This is a genomic window from Chitinibacter sp. FCG-7 (assembly GCF_040047665.1).
GTDB lineage: Bacteria > Pseudomonadota > Gammaproteobacteria > Burkholderiales > Chitinibacteraceae > Chitinibacter > Chitinibacter mangrovi.
In genome coordinates this window covers 442,113-455,790 of the sequence record NZ_CP157355.1, presented here as the reverse complement: position 1 = coordinate 455,790, position 13,678 = coordinate 442,113, and the positions used below count along the sequence as shown (strand labels likewise).

Genomic DNA, 13,678 nt, shown 5'->3' with positions numbered 1-13,678 from the left:
AATCTCTAGCCTTATACCCCAAGAGGATGTCTTATGGTGACCAGTGTTATTTCCGATATGGACGGCGTGATTTATCGCGGCAAGCAGCTGATTGATGGTGCCAATGAGTTTGTGCAAAAACTGCTGGCTGATAAAACGCCATTTTTGTTTTTAACCAATAACGCCGAGCAAACCCCGCTGGATTTGAAACTCAAGCTTGAATCACTTGGCATTCACGGCCTCTCCGAGGAGAATTTCATTACCAGCGCGATGGCAACGGCAATGTTTTTGCGCCAGCAAAAAGAGCGCGCCAAGGTCTATGTGATTGGTGGCGGTGGCCTGATTAATGAGCTGTATAACGTTGGGTTTTCGATTTCTGAATCCAACCCCGATTATGTGGTGGTCGCCAAATCGTCGACTTTTAGCTTTGAGCAGCTGAAAAAAGCCGTGCGCTTTATTGATCATGGCGCCAAATTCATCGGTACTAATCCCGATATGATTGACCCGGTGGAGGGCGGTAATGAGCCGGCGGCCGGTACGATTCTGGCGGCGATTTCGGCGGCGACGGGCAAAAAGCCCTACATCGTCGGCAAACCCAATGCGCTGATGATGATGTTGGCCAGCCGCAAGCTGGGTGTGCATCCGGAAGAATGTGTGATGGTTGGCGATCGAATGGATACCGACATTGTGGGTGGCATGGAGGCCGGTATGAAAACCGCGCTAGTGCTCTCAGGGGTGACCACCTTGCCAATGCTCGATGAATTTCCGTATAAACCGGATTATGTATTCAATCATGTTGGCGAAATTGATTTTAAATCGCTCTAAGCGCGGCGGGCTGATTCCGTGATGATTGGCTATAATCTGCAGTTTTGCGTAGCGAGTACCGACTGATGAAATTTGAGCATCTGGTTCAGATCAACGATTTATTGCACCCTGGCGCAAACTTGCTAACGCGCAACCAGCTCTGGCAAGGCCTAGTCTACCGTGCAGAATCGCCAATGGAATTTGTCGAGCATATTGATGAGGCGGCAGTGACTCACCGGCACGAGCAAGGCATTCATCGCCGCATTGTTATGGGCAAGCTCGAGGTAATTGACCATATCTATTATCAGCACGAATTGTCGGTGCACTATGACACTCAGCCTAGCGAGATGCATCTGGGTGGGCAGCTGTGGATGAAAATCGAAGAGCCGCAAGAGGGCGCGTTGTTTGTGCGTTTCAGCTATGAAACGCCGCACCCCGTTGGCGCTGACCCAGAGCTGGATAAGTATTTGAGCTATCTGAAGTCGGCCTGGCAAGAGGCCGATATCGACACCATCAAGCTAATTCGCCAGCTGGCTGACGAGGGCAAACTCGGCTAATTCGTTTTCGGGTGAGCCCTATGCCGCGCAGTCAGGCTGGGCTGCTCAGTCTTGATCGGCTTTGCGTCGGCATAGCAGAAAAACGACGAAGCCAAAAATGCCTAATGCGATCAGGCTGAGCAGATTAAAGGCACTGAAAATGGTGCTGGCACTGTATGAAGAGGGGATCTTGACCGAGATTACGCCTGACACCTTGCCCAGCTCATAGCCATAACCCTGCGTCGGGTAAAGGCTGCGTACGGCATACGGGGCTTTTTCTGCTGATTCATGGCAGCGCATGCAGGCAGCGGTAGCGATTAGTCCACGCGCATACAGCGTGCGGCCATTGTTGACTTCGCTGTATTCGGTGACATTATTGGCGCGCATATATTCCATGGCTTTACGCTCGAACGCCGTCGGGCTATTACGTACATTCATGAATTTGTCCGAAGTAATGCGGTACGACGCTTTGCTCTGATCTGCGATCATCAAATCGGAAATTTCGCGCTGCACCAGTGCCGGGTTTTTCAGGTGGAAATTCAGCGTGGTGGCCATGTCTTCGGCGCTGGTGACCGAATTGTCTTCGTTGGCCAGCGACACGGTCAGCGTATCAAGGTGAGAGCCCTGATCAACGATTTCACCTTTGGCTTCCTTGGTCCAGATTCCGCGATATTGAGATGCCCACTGGCCAATATGTTCGACCATATTGGCCATGGTGCGCGCCTGATTGAGCTGTTCTTTTTCGTAAATCGATTTACCGATAAAGAACGAACAAATCAGCGACAAAATAATGATAAAAATGCTTTTACTCAACGTACCCATAGGTCTGCTCGAATGTCTCTTGTTGGTGATGCCGACTTTTAATGGCGGCTTATACGGGAAACATTGTATTGCAATTGCTGGGTAAGTTCATTCTAAAAATTCAGGGCGCAGCTCTTCCTTCATGATCAAACGCTTGATTGTGAAGGGAAAAGGCGCGGGCCATCGCGCCAATTAAGGGTCGCTAGGATTCTTAAGCTTCGCCACCGCCTTTTTTCATCGCCTTGCCCTCGGCTGCGCGCTGGCGGCGGACTTCTTTGGGGTCGGCGATCAGTGGGCGGTAGATTTCAACGCGGTCTTTTTCGCGTAGCACGGTATCGAGCTTGACCGCTTTGGCGAAAATGCCGATTTTCTGCGTGCCCAGATCAATTTCGGGAAACTCGGCCAGAATGCCCGATTTTTCAATCGCGTATTGCGCCGTGCTGCCTGCAGGTACTTTTACACGCAGCAATTTTTGTTTCGCCGCCGTGGCATAAACGACTTCAACAGTCATCAGGGTGTCGGTGTTTGTCATGGATTTATCCGTATTTGCGGTCGGCTTCTTTGACAAAAGCATCGACAAAAGTTGAAGTGATCTTGCCAAAAACCGGGCCAATGACGGCGTCAATGGTGCGGCTGGAAAACTCGTAATCGAGTTCGAATTCGATTTTGCAGGCGTCTTCCATCAGCGGGGTAAAGCGCCAGATACCGGTCAGAGCTTTAAATGGCCCGTCAACGAAATGCATGACGATTTCATTGGCCGATTTCTCATCGCGGGTACGAAAAAAAGTACTCACTTTAAGAAATTCGATTTTGACGGTGACATCTAGAATCTGCTCGCTGCGCTCGTGCACTTCAACGCCGCCACACCACGGCAAAAAGCGCGGGTAATCTTCAACGCGATCAACCAGCTCATACATTTGTGCGGCAGAATGGGGAACCAGGACTGATTTACGGATGGACTGCATGGTCATCAAGGGTGCGGCGGAGTAAAATGATTCTCTTGCAAGCCCTGAGTCTGTGGGCCTGCTGCGTTACAACCATCGTCGGCAGCGCTTTAATCTGCTGCCCACATCCGCCATAAAAGTGAAAATGAACGAATATCCTACCGAGCTAGTTCGCGACATGCAAGCCGAATACAATGCCGCAGCGCAAGTTGACGAGACAGCCACCTACCGCATCCCGCCGCATTCGGTCGAGGCCGAGCAGTCTGTGCTGGGTGGCCTGATGCTGGAAAACACGGCGTTTGACCGCATCGCCGATGTGATTGGTGCGCAGGATTTTTACCGCGAAGATCACCGGCGCATTTTTCAGGCCATCATCAAGCTGATCGAGCACAACCGCCCTGCGGATGTGATCACGGTGAAAGAATCACTCGATACGACCAATGATCTGTCGTATGTCGGTGGTCTCTCGTATCTGGGCTCGCTGGTACAAAATACGCCATCGGCGGCCAATATTCGCCGTTATGCGGAAATCGTCCGTGAAAAATCGGTATTGCGCCAGCTCTCGGCTGTGGCCACCGAAATCGTTGATGGCACGTTTTTCCCGAACGGGCGTGACGCCAAAGAATTGCTCGACGAGGCCGAATCCAAGGTATTCCAGATCGCCGAGCAATCGGCTAAAGGGCAGCAGGGTTTTCACACCATGCCGCCGATTCTGAAAGAAATCGTCGAGCGCATTGATCATCTCTACCAGCAGGACAATCCGTCCGAAGTGACCGGTACGCCAACCGGCTTTATTGATCTGGATAAAATGACCTCCGGTCTGCAAGGCGGCGATCTGATTATTGTAGCTGGCCGTCCTTCTATGGGTAAAACGGCGTTTTCGGTCAATATCGCTGAAAACGTCGCCATTCACAGTAAATTGCCGGTGGCGATTTTCTCGCTGGAGATGGGCGCGGCGCAGCTGGGTATGCGGATGGTCGGCTCGGTGGGCAAAATTGATATGCACAAGCTTAAAACCGGTCGTTTTGAGGACGAAGACTGGCTCAGGCTGACGCATGCGGTGGGCAAATTATCTGAGGCGCCAATTTTTATCGAGGAAACCGGTGCGCTGACTGCATTGGATGTGCGAACCCGCTCGCGGCGTCTGGCGCGGCAATGCGGTGGTCAGCTTGGCCTGATTGTGATCGACTACTTGCAATTGATGGCAGGGCGCGCGGGTGCGAAAGATCAGAACCGGGCCACCGAGCTGGGTGAGATTTCGCGCTCGCTCAAGGGGCTGGCGCGTGAACTTAAATGCCCGATTATCGCGCTCTCGCAGCTCTCGCGTTCGGTCGAGCAACGTACCGACAAACGCCCGATGATGTCCGATTTGCGTGAATCGGGCGCAATCGAGCAGGACGCCGACTTGATTATGTTTATGTACCGCGATGAATACTACAACCCGGATAGCCCGCACAAAGGTTTGGCCGAATGCATCGTCGGCAAGCACCGTAATGGCCCGGTCGGGCGGGTGCCCTTGGTGTTTCAGGGCATGTATTCACGCTTTGACAATGCACTGATGCGGCCGGATGACTGGAATAGTGATTTGGAATAGGGCCTTGCAGCTGCATTGCCTTGCCCGGCATGAGTCTGCTCCCAAATATGAATCTGCCCCAAGTATGTATCAGGTCTCCGTATCAATCGGGCCTCATCAAATTTCTGGATTTTTTGCATGACTTTAGCGCGCATTACCCATTTTAATCAGGCCGTCGAGCCCAATTTTGATCAGCCACGCGAGGATCGCCGCGTCTCGGGCACGCCTTTGCGCACGACCTGGGCCCACTACACCTCGGACGATGGTGTGCTCTCTTGCGGCACCTGGGCGTGTGAGGTGGGAAGCTGGAATATCCGCTTTGCGCCGGACAAGGAAGAGTTTTTCTGCGTGATCAGCGGTCAGGTGCGGCTGGTGGACGAGCATGAGCAAGGCGTAGTGGTCAGCGCAGGCGAGGCGGCGGTGATTCCCGCCGGCTTTGTTGGTCGTTTTGAAGTGTTGCAGGCTGTGCATAAGTATTTTGTCGTGTTAGATCGGGCGGCATCAACGTCATGAAGAAAATACAGCAGTTGTTTGAGGTGTTAAATCAGAAGCTGGAAGGCGATTTGTCGGGCATTGACCCGGCGAAAAAAGCCCGCAGCGAGAAGCCAGAGCAAGATCAGCCGCCCGCAGCGGCTAAAGTGCCCGAGGCGTCGCGTCTGGACGGCATGTTTGAATTGCCGCTCTCTTCGGTTAGCCTGGCCGCAGCCAAAGGTGTGGGCTCGCTGAAATCGCTGATTCAACCGGTGTCTAGCAAGATCGGCGCCAAAATGGCCGACGTACTGCACAGCATTAAGCCTGAGGCTAGCGTTGAGCCGACTGATGTTTCAACTGACCTCGCGCCGGGCTTCGAGACTCAACGCACAAGCCCATCCGCGCCTCAGACCAGGGTTGATGCAACAGCGCATAGACGTGCTGGTAGTAGCGCTCAGCCGTCTATCCAGCAGCCTGCCTCGCAACAGAGCGAAGGTGCGGCCCTGATTCGTACTCAGGGGTATCAGCATACAAGCCAATCTGAGTATGAGCTAGCAGCCAATACCCTGGCAGAGCCGCGTATTGAATCTGATGCGAAGCCAGTGATCAGTGAGCCGGTCAGCGATGTGCCGCCAACATCTCAGCTAGCCAGCACGCCGCAGCCGGAGCGCACCATCCAGATGCAAGCAGAGGCAGCGCCATTGCCGCGCGCAGTGAATCAGGCTGCTATTGAGTCCGTTTCATCGCTGACGCGTAGCTCGTCAGCGCTTGTACCTGATTTAAAAGTGTCACCCGTTTCAGCGGTGAGCGAGACCAAAGATTTTCTATCGGCCGAGCAGGTAAAAACACCGAGTCAGCCGATTCCGGCACCGCGCAAAAGTCGGCGCGAATTGCCGGTGCTCGATATGAGCCATATTCAGCGCAATCTGGAGCGCAGCCAGCGCAAGCTGGCGATTGAAGGCGCAAAAATGCCCGAGCGTAAAGCGCCAGAGCCGCTGCCAGTGATTGATCCGTCCGAAATTCGCGAGCGTTTGCAGGATATTCACAGCGGCAAGCGCCCGAGCCCGAAAATTACGCCAACACACAGCTATCGCTCGGGTGCCGCAACGCCAGTGCAGCCCAAGGCCGCAACTCCGCAGCGCACAGCGCCGCCGCCAACCCCGGCTGTGGCCCATCGTGCGCCTGCGCCCGAAGTCATCCGGATTTTTCAATCCAGCCAGCAGCAAACGATGCCTGCGGCATCAGTCAGCCTGGCATCGCAGCCATCAGCTCACTCTGCAACGCAGGCATCGATTGTGCCAGCGCTGCAAGCGCAACTGAGTCCGACTCTGCAAGTGCAAGGGAGCCCGATTTCGCAGGCACAAAACAGTCCGGCGCTGCAGGGCCCGACTACGCCAGCCCAGGTCAGCGCAATTTCGCAGATGCTCAATCCGTCTGTGCTGGCAAGTCATCCAGCGCCAGTGTCGCCGCAGCTTGATCTTACTCAGCCAGCACCTGATGCCATGAGCGAAGAGGGCTTTTCGCCAGCAGCTGCACTGTTCAATCCCGCAGCAAATCTAGCCAGTCTAGCATCTACGGCCCCATCTTCAATGCATGGGTATATGGCTGTAGGGCAGTATGAATATGCCATTGAGCAAGATACATCGGTAAGTATATCGAGTGATACGTCCGCAAGCGCGCCCGCAGTATCCGCCCCACAGCGACCGACCACATTTTTGCGCCCGGATGCGCTAGCCCCCGCGCCGCGTGCGGCGGCAGATCCAGCCTGGCGCGGTGAAGACGGTTTGTGCTTGCCGCTGGAGCTATTGCGCCCCGCCACGGTGCAGACCATTACGGTAAGTCAGGAGGACTTGCTTGAGCGCAGTATTCTGATCGAAGAAAAACTTAACGAATTCAAAGTCAAGGTCAGCGTGCTCGATGCTTATGCCGGGCCGGTGATTACGCGTTTTGAAGTCGAGCCCGCGACCGGCATTCGTGGCGCGCAGGTGGTCAATCTGGCTAAAGATCTGGCGCGCTCGCTGGGGCTAGCCTCGGTGCGCGTGGTGGAGACGATTCCGGGCAAAACCTGCATGGGGCTGGAATTGCCTAACCCGACAAGGCAAATGATCCGGCTGTCCGAGATTTTATCCGCGCCGGAATACCATGGGCAGGTATCCCCTCTGACCATCGCACTGGGCAAGGACATCAGCGGTATACCCGTCGCCACCGATCTGGCTAAAACACCGCATATGCTGGTGGCAGGTACCACCGGCTCGGGTAAATCGGTGGGCGTCAATGCGATGATTTTGTCGATCCTATTTAAAGCCACACCCGATGAAGTGCGCTTTATTATGATCGACCCGAAAATGCTCGAATTGTCGGTGTACGAAGGCATCCCGCATTTGCTCGCGCCGGTGGTGACCGATATGAAGCTGGCCGCCAATGCGCTGAACTGGTGCGTGGGCGAGATGGAAAAACGCTACCGCCTGATGAGCGCGATGGGTGTCAGGAATTTAGCCGGTTTTAATCAAAAAGTCGCCGAGGCCGAAGCGGCAGGCAAAAAGTTGACCAATCCGTTTACGCTGACGCCAGATGACCCAGAACCGCTCGAGCATCTGCCGATGATTGTGGTGGTGGTCGATGAGTTTGCCGACCTGATGATGGTGGCCGGTAAGAAAATCGAAGAACTGATCGCGCGGTTAGCGCAAAAAGCGCGCGCAGCGGGGATACACCTGATTTTGGCCACGCAGCGCCCGTCGGTCGATGTGATTACCGGCCTGATCAAGGCCAATATTCCGACGCGTTTGGCCTTCCAAGTATCGAGCAAAATTGATAGCCGCACGATTTTGGATCAGATGGGTGCCGAGGCTTTACTGGGGCAGGGCGATATGCTGTTCCTGCCGCCGGGAACAGGCTATCCGCAGCGGATTCATGGCGCTTTTGTCGATGATGCCGAAGTGCATTGCGTGGTTGAATACCTCAAGCAATTGGGCGAGCCCAATTACATCGAGGGTGTGCTGTATCCGGCGCATGAAGCTGAAGCGGGCGGTAACTGGTCGGGTGTGCCGGGCGATGCCGAAGAGAGCGATCCTTTGTACGACGAGGCCGTTGCGCATGTAATTCGCAGTCGCCGGGCTTCGATTTCGGCGGTGCAGCGGCAGTTCCGCATCGGCTACAACCGCGCAGCCCGCTTGATTGAGCAAATGGAAAGCGCCGGGATAGTCAGCGGTATGGAAAGCAATGGCAACCGTACCGTGCTGGTGCCAGCGGGCGATACCTGACGAATGGGCGGCTTCGCGCGCGTTCTTGGCTGGTTTTTGTTGGTTTTCAGGCCGATTTTTCCCTCGATAGTCAGTTTTATTCTATTGAGCTTCTTGCCTTACGGCTGCTCGGGCTATATTGCAGCAAAATAGAATAAACGGGTGTGAGATGAAGTCGTTTGGTGAGGGCCGTTTTCAGGTCGAAAAGAAAATTGGCCAGGGTGCGCAAGGCTTGGTGTATCTGGCGCGGGATACCCATCTGGACCGTCAGGTTGCAATCAAAGTGCTGCACAGCCAGCCGCTACAAGCGCTGGCCGAGGCGCAGCTGGTCAGCCGGATTCAGCATCCGAATATTGTCACGCTGTATGACGCATTTGCCGATCATGCGCACCCCTGTCTGGTCTTTGAATACGTGGCCGGTGAAACGCTGGCCGACTATTTGCGGCGCGAAAAGAAGATGTCGCCCGTGGCCGCCGTGCAGATGATGGCGGCCATTCTGGAAGGACTGCAGGCTGCGCATGCCAAGGGCGTGATTCATCGTGATATGAAGCCGCAAAATATCATGCTTGACGAAAGCCGCCGCCCGCGCATTATGGATTTTGGCGTGGCCAGCCAGCGCGGTCAGCACTATGAAGGCCTGACCGGAACTGCTGGTTTTATTTCCCCCGAGATGATCAATAATCTGCCGGTTGACGCGCAGGCCGATGTTTTTGCCTGCGGCGTAATTTTGTATCAGATGCTGACCGGCAAGCTGGTTTCCGATGGTGAAACGGTCATTGCCATTCTGTACAAAACCGCCAATGAGAACTTTGTCCCCCCGTCGAACTTTAACGATAAGATCGACGAGAAACTCGATCATCTGGTGATGGCGGCCCTGTTTAAAAGCCCTGAGTCACGTTACGCCGACGCCGGAGATATGCGCGCCGCCTTGCTGAGCTGGCTTGATGCGGCGGGTGAAGCCGTTCAGGCCGAGGCGGCAGAGGGGCGGCATAGCACGGTGGAATTTTTGCTGCGGCGCATGCGGCACTCGGCTGATTTTCCAGCGCTCTCGCAAACGATTAATGCGATCAACCGCGTTGACGAATCGCAGGCCGAAAAGGTGCAAAGCCTGTCCGGTGTGATTTTGCAGGATTTCTCGCTGACCAATAAATTGCTCAAGGTGGTGAATTCCGCCAGCTTTGGCCAGTTTGGCGGCGCAATCAGCACGGTGTCGCGCGCCATTGTGATTCTGGGATTTGACCGGATCCGCAGCCTGGCGGTGACGATTTTGTTGTTTGAGCACATGCAGAACAAAAGCCATGCTGCGCGTTTGCGTGATGTGGTGCTGGAAATCTTTTTTGGCGGGATTCTGTGCCGCAAGCTGGCCGATAAAAGCGGCTGGCGAGACGCCGAAGAAGCGCTGATTTGTGGCATGTTCCAGCATCTGGGGCGATTGCTAACGCATTTCTATTTTAATGAAGAAAGCCTAGAAATTATCAAGCGCAAAAGCCAGACCGGCGAGGCCGAGTCGGTGGCCGCCGAGGCCATATTGGGCGTTAGTTATGCCGATCTGGGAGTTGCGATTGCCGGAGAATGGAATTTTCCCGATCGCATTGTGACCAGCATGCGGCCTTTGTCTGCCAGCAAGGTACGCGAACCGGCCAATCAGGCCGAACGTTTGCGCGTCTTTGCCAATCTGGCCAGCGAAATGCTGCCGCTGGTCAGCATGAAGCCTAACGAAGCGCTGCTGCATACCCAGAACATTATTAAGCGTTTTTCGGCAGTGGTGTCGTGGTCCGAGCGGGACTTTCAGGACATCCTGCACGATGCCGCCAAGCAATACCTAGCCTATCTGTCCATTTTACAAATCGATCTGGGGCAAGCCGAGTTTGCCAATAGTTTGCGCACGTTGGCTGGCGTGAAGCCTCCGACTGCAGCTCAGTCAGCCGCTGCAGCAGAGGGGGGCAACAGCGATGCTGGCTCGGCCGAGCCAATGACGTTGAGTAATCCGGCGGCGTTGTTATCCGCCGGGGTGCAGGACATTACCAATACGCTGGTGGGGGATTTTAATCTGAACGATGTCTTGCGCATGATTCTGGAGACCATGTTTCGCAGCGTTGGCTTTGACCGGGTGCTTTTTTGTACCCGCGATCTGAAAAAAGGCACGATGGTGGCGCGTTTTGGTTTTGGCAAAGATCTGGATGCCATCTTGCCGCGTTTTAATTTTCCGGTGTCGCCGCTGGTGGATGTATTTCAGCTGGTGCTGGCTAAAAACGCCGATGTATTTATCGAAGACGTGGATGCGGAAAGCATTGCCCAGCGTATTCCCACCTGGTACAGGACTGTATCGCAGTCCAAAACGCTGGTGGTTTTTCCGGTGGTGATTGATAAAAAACCGATTGGCTTGTTCTACGCCGACCGTATGCTGGCGCACTCGCTGCAGCTGCCGCCTGATCAGTTGAATTTGCTAAAAACGCTGAGAAATCAGGCTATTCTGGCCATCAGGCAAAAGCAGATGGGGAGTTGACGCCGGTTTTGCTAAAGTTTTTGTGCGACGCACAAAAAATACTTGACATACGGGTTTGTGCGGATAAGAATGGCGTTATTGCACTGCACCATTAACCGGAGAAATGCCATGTTTAACGCACAAAAACAATTTGCCGAACTGAGCCAAGCTAATCTTGAGAAATCTTTGCGTCTGACCAACATCGCTCTGGCTGGTGCCGAGCGTCTGTTTCAGTTGCAGTTGAGCATCGCTCGTGATTTGCTGGCTGAAAACGCAGAAACCGCCAAAACGTTGTCACAAGTGAAAAGCGTGCAGGATCTGGTTGAGCTGCAAAAAACCCTGTCACAACCTGGTGTGGAAAAAACCATCGCTGTGGCGCGCACTGTGTACGAAGCAGCAAGCAGCACTCAAGCTGAATTGAACAAGCTGATCGAAGAACAAGTGCTGGAATTTAACAAAAACCTGGTGACTTCACTGGATCAAGCTGCTCAGCAAGCGCCAGCAGGCAGCGCAGCGGTGAATATGATCAAAAACGCAGTTGAAAGCGCCAACACCGCGTTTGATACCGTACAAAAAACCAGCCAGCGCATCGCTGCTAATCTGACTGAAGCAACTGTAGCTGCCGTTGAAACTGGCGCCAAATCAGTGGCTGCAGCAACTAAAGCGGCGAATAAAGCAGCTTAAGTTTTAATATGCCAATAAAAAAACCACACTTCGGTGTGGTTTTTTTATTTTCTGATGAATGTGTAGTGACAGGTATATGTTTGTAGACCAATTCAAGCTTTGCCTATAGCCGTATACCCACATAATCGGCATTCAATGGCAATAAAAAAAAGCCCATCAGATTGATGGGCTTTTTTGTGCCACCGATTGAATTAAGCAATCAGGTGTTTCACAGCATCACGCTCTTCTGCCAGCTCTTTAGCTGTTGCATCCATGCGTGCGCGGCTAAATTCGCTGATTTCCAAGCCTTGGATAATGGTGTATTTGCCATCTTTGCAAGTGACTGGGTAGCCGTAGATTAGGTCTTCGTAGCCGTATTCGCCATTTGCTGGAACGCCCATCGTTACCCAATCGCCTTCCGGAGTGCCCAGTACCCAGTTACGGATATGGTCGATCGCTGCGTTGGCTGCAGAAGCAGCAGACGACAGGCCGCGTGCTTTAATAATGGCCGCGCCACGTTGCTGCACGGTTGGGATGAACTCAGATTCTAGCCATTTTTGATCGTTGATCAAAGTAGCGGCATTCGCGCCTTTCACTTCAGCGTGGAACAAATCTGGATACTGAGTCGCTGAGTGATTACCCCAGATGATCATCTTGGTCACGTCAGTCACTGCAGAGCCGGTTTTCTGAGCGATTTGCGTCAGCGCGCGGTTGTGGTCCAGACGCATCATGGCAGTGAAGTTGGCCGGGTTCAGATCCGGTGCGTTTTTCATTGCGATGTAGGCGTTAGTGTTCGCTGGGTTACCAACGACCAGTACTTTAACGTCACGGCTCGCGACTTTATTCAGTGCTTTACCTTGAGTCGTGAAAATCGCGCCATTGGCTTCGAGCAGGTCTTTACGCTCCATACCTGGGCCGCGTGGACGCGCGCCAACTAACAGGGCGATGTCGGCGTCTTTAAACGCTACTTCAGGGTCGTCGCTTTGTACGATGCCTTGCAGCAACGGGAATGCGCAGTCATCCAGTTCCATCACTACGCCGTTCAGCGCTGGCAATGATGGTGTGATGTCCAGCAATTGCAGGATCACTGGCTGGTCTGGGCCGAGCATCGCGCCAGAGGCAATGCGGAATAAAAGGCTATAGCCGATCTGGCCAGCTGCGCCGGTTACGGCAACGCGTACAGGTTTTTTTGTTTGCGACATGTGAGAACGACTCCGAGTAGCGGCGATAGGCTCGCCAACGACGACAAAATTAGACTTGGTGCGTTTAAGGCGCACAACGCAAGTTGCATTGCCTTGATTTAGCTGCGCAAGTTTATCACGCTACAGATTTTTGTGGAAAAAAGTGACGGTTTTGCTGGCTAAAATGTATTGTATCTTTTGTCTTATATAAGACTGTAGTAGACTCTGCGCCGACAACATGATAAAAAGCGCGTACATGAAAAAATTGGCTGCACAACCTTTATATAAGCAAGTGATCCGCGAGGTGATGGCGGCCGTTGAAGCGGGCGAATGGCAGGAAGATGAAAGCCTGCCCAGCGAGGTTGAATTGGGGCAGCGCTTTGGCGTAAGTCAGGGTACGGTTCGCAAGGCGCTGGATGTATTGGTGGCCGATTCGATTTTGTATCGCCGTCAGGGTGTGGGTACTTTCGTTGCCGGGATGAGTGATTTTCTGATGCGCGGGCGCTTTGCGCTGCTGACAGATCCCAAAGGCGAAACAGCCAAGATTGAATTGCTCGGTTGTGTGCGGATTCATGCCGGTGAACAACTGGCCGAGATTTTAGGCCTGCGCCGTGGCGCAGCGCTGTGGCAGGTCAGACGCTTGCTGCGGGTGTCGGGGCAGATCGTCGGACTAGAAGAGTTGCTGTTGCCCGAAGCGAATTTTCCTGAGCTGGAAATGCGCCGGATTCGTGAGTTGAAAGGCAATTTGCGCGAGTTGTGCTGGCGCGATTTTGGTGTCCGTCTGCAGGATGGCGAAACCCGCTATCGCGCGGTGAGTGCGGGTTCAGCCGAGGCTCGCTTGTTGCAAGTTGAGCTGAATGAACCGCTGCTGCAGCTAGTGCGTTTGGCCAAAGATTTTTCAGGCAAGCCGCAGGTTTGGAGCGTGGCTTGGCTTAAAACTGAGCAGTTGGCGTTTGAGCCATCTGTTGCAGCCTAAGAGTAGTTTGCAGGTTTTATCAAGCT

The 13,678-nt window shown here is 53.8% G+C and carries 12 protein-coding genes; 8 read left to right on the top strand and 4 right to left on the bottom strand.

What is annotated here, in order from left to right:
• Positions 1–33: 33 nt before the first annotated feature.
• Entirely contained in the window at positions 34–804 is a 771-nt protein-coding gene (locus ABHF33_RS02125; RefSeq protein ID WP_232522604.1) for an HAD-IIA family hydrolase, read from the top strand.
• 65 nt (positions 805–869) lie between these two features.
• On the top strand, positions 870–1,340 hold the full coding sequence (locus ABHF33_RS02120; RefSeq protein ID WP_348945419.1) for an AtaL-like protein: 471 nt from the start codon (positions 870–872) through the stop codon (positions 1,338–1,340).
• A 45-nt stretch (positions 1,341–1,385) separates the two neighbouring features.
• Here ABHF33_RS02120 and ABHF33_RS02115 read toward each other — a convergent pair whose 3' ends face one another.
• The 3 genes from ABHF33_RS02115 to ABHF33_RS02105 all read right to left on the bottom strand — a co-directional run bounded on the left by ABHF33_RS02115 (position 1,386) and on the right by ABHF33_RS02105 (position 3,085).
• Positions 1,386–2,141, bottom strand: coding sequence for a Tll0287-like domain-containing protein (locus ABHF33_RS02115; protein WP_348945418.1), 756 nt, complete (start codon positions 2,139–2,141; stop codon positions 1,386–1,388).
• Positions 2,142–2,331: 190 nt separating this feature from the next.
• Positions 2,332–2,652, bottom strand: coding sequence for an RnfH family protein (locus ABHF33_RS02110; RefSeq protein ID WP_157670500.1), 321 nt, complete (start codon positions 2,650–2,652; stop codon positions 2,332–2,334).
• Between the two features lie 4 nt (positions 2,653–2,656).
• Positions 2,657–3,085 carry a type II toxin-antitoxin system RatA family toxin gene (locus tag ABHF33_RS02105; RefSeq protein ID WP_348946589.1) on the bottom strand — a complete coding sequence of 143 codons (429 nt, stop codon included), beginning with the start codon at positions 3,083–3,085 and terminating at the stop codon, positions 2,657–2,659.
• A gap of 157 nt (positions 3,086–3,242) precedes the next feature.
• Here ABHF33_RS02105 and dnaB point away from each other — a divergent pair, with 157 nt between their 5' ends.
• The 5 genes from dnaB (at position 3,243) to ABHF33_RS02080 (ending at position 11,516) form a co-directional block, all read left to right on the top strand.
• A complete protein-coding gene (gene dnaB, locus ABHF33_RS02100; RefSeq protein WP_348946588.1) occupies positions 3,243–4,658 on the top strand; it encodes a replicative DNA helicase in 1,416 nt (471 codons plus the stop codon).
• 117 nt (positions 4,659–4,775) lie between these two features.
• Positions 4,776–5,150 carry a cupin domain-containing protein gene (locus ABHF33_RS02095; protein WP_348945417.1) on the top strand — a complete coding sequence of 125 codons (375 nt, stop codon included), beginning with the start codon at positions 4,776–4,778 and terminating at the stop codon, positions 5,148–5,150.
• Positions 5,147–8,368: a DNA translocase FtsK gene (locus tag ABHF33_RS02090; protein WP_348945416.1), complete on the top strand. Its 3,222-nt coding sequence runs from the start codon at positions 5,147–5,149 to the stop codon at positions 8,366–8,368. Before ABHF33_RS02095 ends, ABHF33_RS02090 begins: the two co-directional genes overlap by 4 nt.
• Positions 8,369–8,516: 148 nt before the next feature.
• A complete protein-coding gene (locus ABHF33_RS02085; RefSeq protein WP_348945415.1) occupies positions 8,517–10,853 on the top strand; it encodes a protein kinase domain-containing protein in 2,337 nt (778 codons plus the stop codon).
• 108 nt (positions 10,854–10,961) lie between these two features.
• Positions 10,962–11,516: a phasin family protein gene (locus ABHF33_RS02080; RefSeq protein WP_157670495.1), complete on the top strand. Its 555-nt coding sequence runs from the start codon at positions 10,962–10,964 to the stop codon at positions 11,514–11,516.
• 191 nt (positions 11,517–11,707) lie between these two features.
• Here ABHF33_RS02080 and ABHF33_RS02075 read toward each other — a convergent pair whose 3' ends face one another.
• A complete protein-coding gene (locus ABHF33_RS02075) occupies positions 11,708–12,697 on the bottom strand; it encodes a malate dehydrogenase (RefSeq protein ID WP_348945414.1) in 990 nt (329 codons plus the stop codon).
• 235 nt (positions 12,698–12,932) lie between these two features.
• Between ABHF33_RS02075 and ABHF33_RS02070 the strand changes: the two genes are divergently transcribed.
• A complete protein-coding gene (locus ABHF33_RS02070) occupies positions 12,933–13,652 on the top strand; it encodes a GntR family transcriptional regulator (protein WP_348945413.1) in 720 nt (239 codons plus the stop codon).
• The last annotated feature ends 26 nt before the right edge of the window (positions 13,653–13,678 follow it).

What these genes read in the sequence shown, in the direction of transcription:
- ABHF33_RS02125 (WP_232522604.1), top strand. Translation starts at nt 34, where the DNA reads ATGGTGACCAGTGTTATTTCCGATATGGACGGCGTGATTTATCGCGGC.
- ABHF33_RS02120 (WP_348945419.1), top strand. Translation starts at nt 870, where the DNA reads ATGAAATTTGAGCATCTGGTTCAGATCAACGATTTATTGCACCCTGGC.
- ABHF33_RS02115 (WP_348945418.1), bottom strand. Translation starts at nt 2,141, where the DNA reads ATGGGTACGTTGAGTAAAAGCATTTTTATCATTATTTTGTCGCTGATT.
- ABHF33_RS02110 (WP_157670500.1), bottom strand. Translation starts at nt 2,652, where the DNA reads ATGACAAACACCGACACCCTGATGACTGTTGAAGTCGTTTATGCCACG.
- ABHF33_RS02105 (WP_348946589.1), bottom strand. Translation starts at nt 3,085, where the DNA reads ATGCAGTCCATCCGTAAATCAGTCCTGGTTCCCCATTCTGCCGCACAA.
- dnaB (WP_348946588.1), top strand. Translation starts at nt 3,243, where the DNA reads ATGCAAGCCGAATACAATGCCGCAGCGCAAGTTGACGAGACAGCCACC.
- ABHF33_RS02095 (WP_348945417.1), top strand. Translation starts at nt 4,776, where the DNA reads ATGACTTTAGCGCGCATTACCCATTTTAATCAGGCCGTCGAGCCCAAT.
- ABHF33_RS02090 (WP_348945416.1), top strand. Translation starts at nt 5,147, where the DNA reads ATGAAGAAAATACAGCAGTTGTTTGAGGTGTTAAATCAGAAGCTGGAA.
- ABHF33_RS02085 (WP_348945415.1), top strand. Translation starts at nt 8,517, where the DNA reads ATGAAGTCGTTTGGTGAGGGCCGTTTTCAGGTCGAAAAGAAAATTGGC.
- ABHF33_RS02080 (WP_157670495.1), top strand. Translation starts at nt 10,962, where the DNA reads ATGTTTAACGCACAAAAACAATTTGCCGAACTGAGCCAAGCTAATCTT.
- ABHF33_RS02075 (WP_348945414.1), bottom strand. Translation starts at nt 12,697, where the DNA reads ATGTCGCAAACAAAAAAACCTGTACGCGTTGCCGTAACCGGCGCAGCT.
- ABHF33_RS02070 (WP_348945413.1), top strand. Translation starts at nt 12,933, where the DNA reads ATGAAAAAATTGGCTGCACAACCTTTATATAAGCAAGTGATCCGCGAG.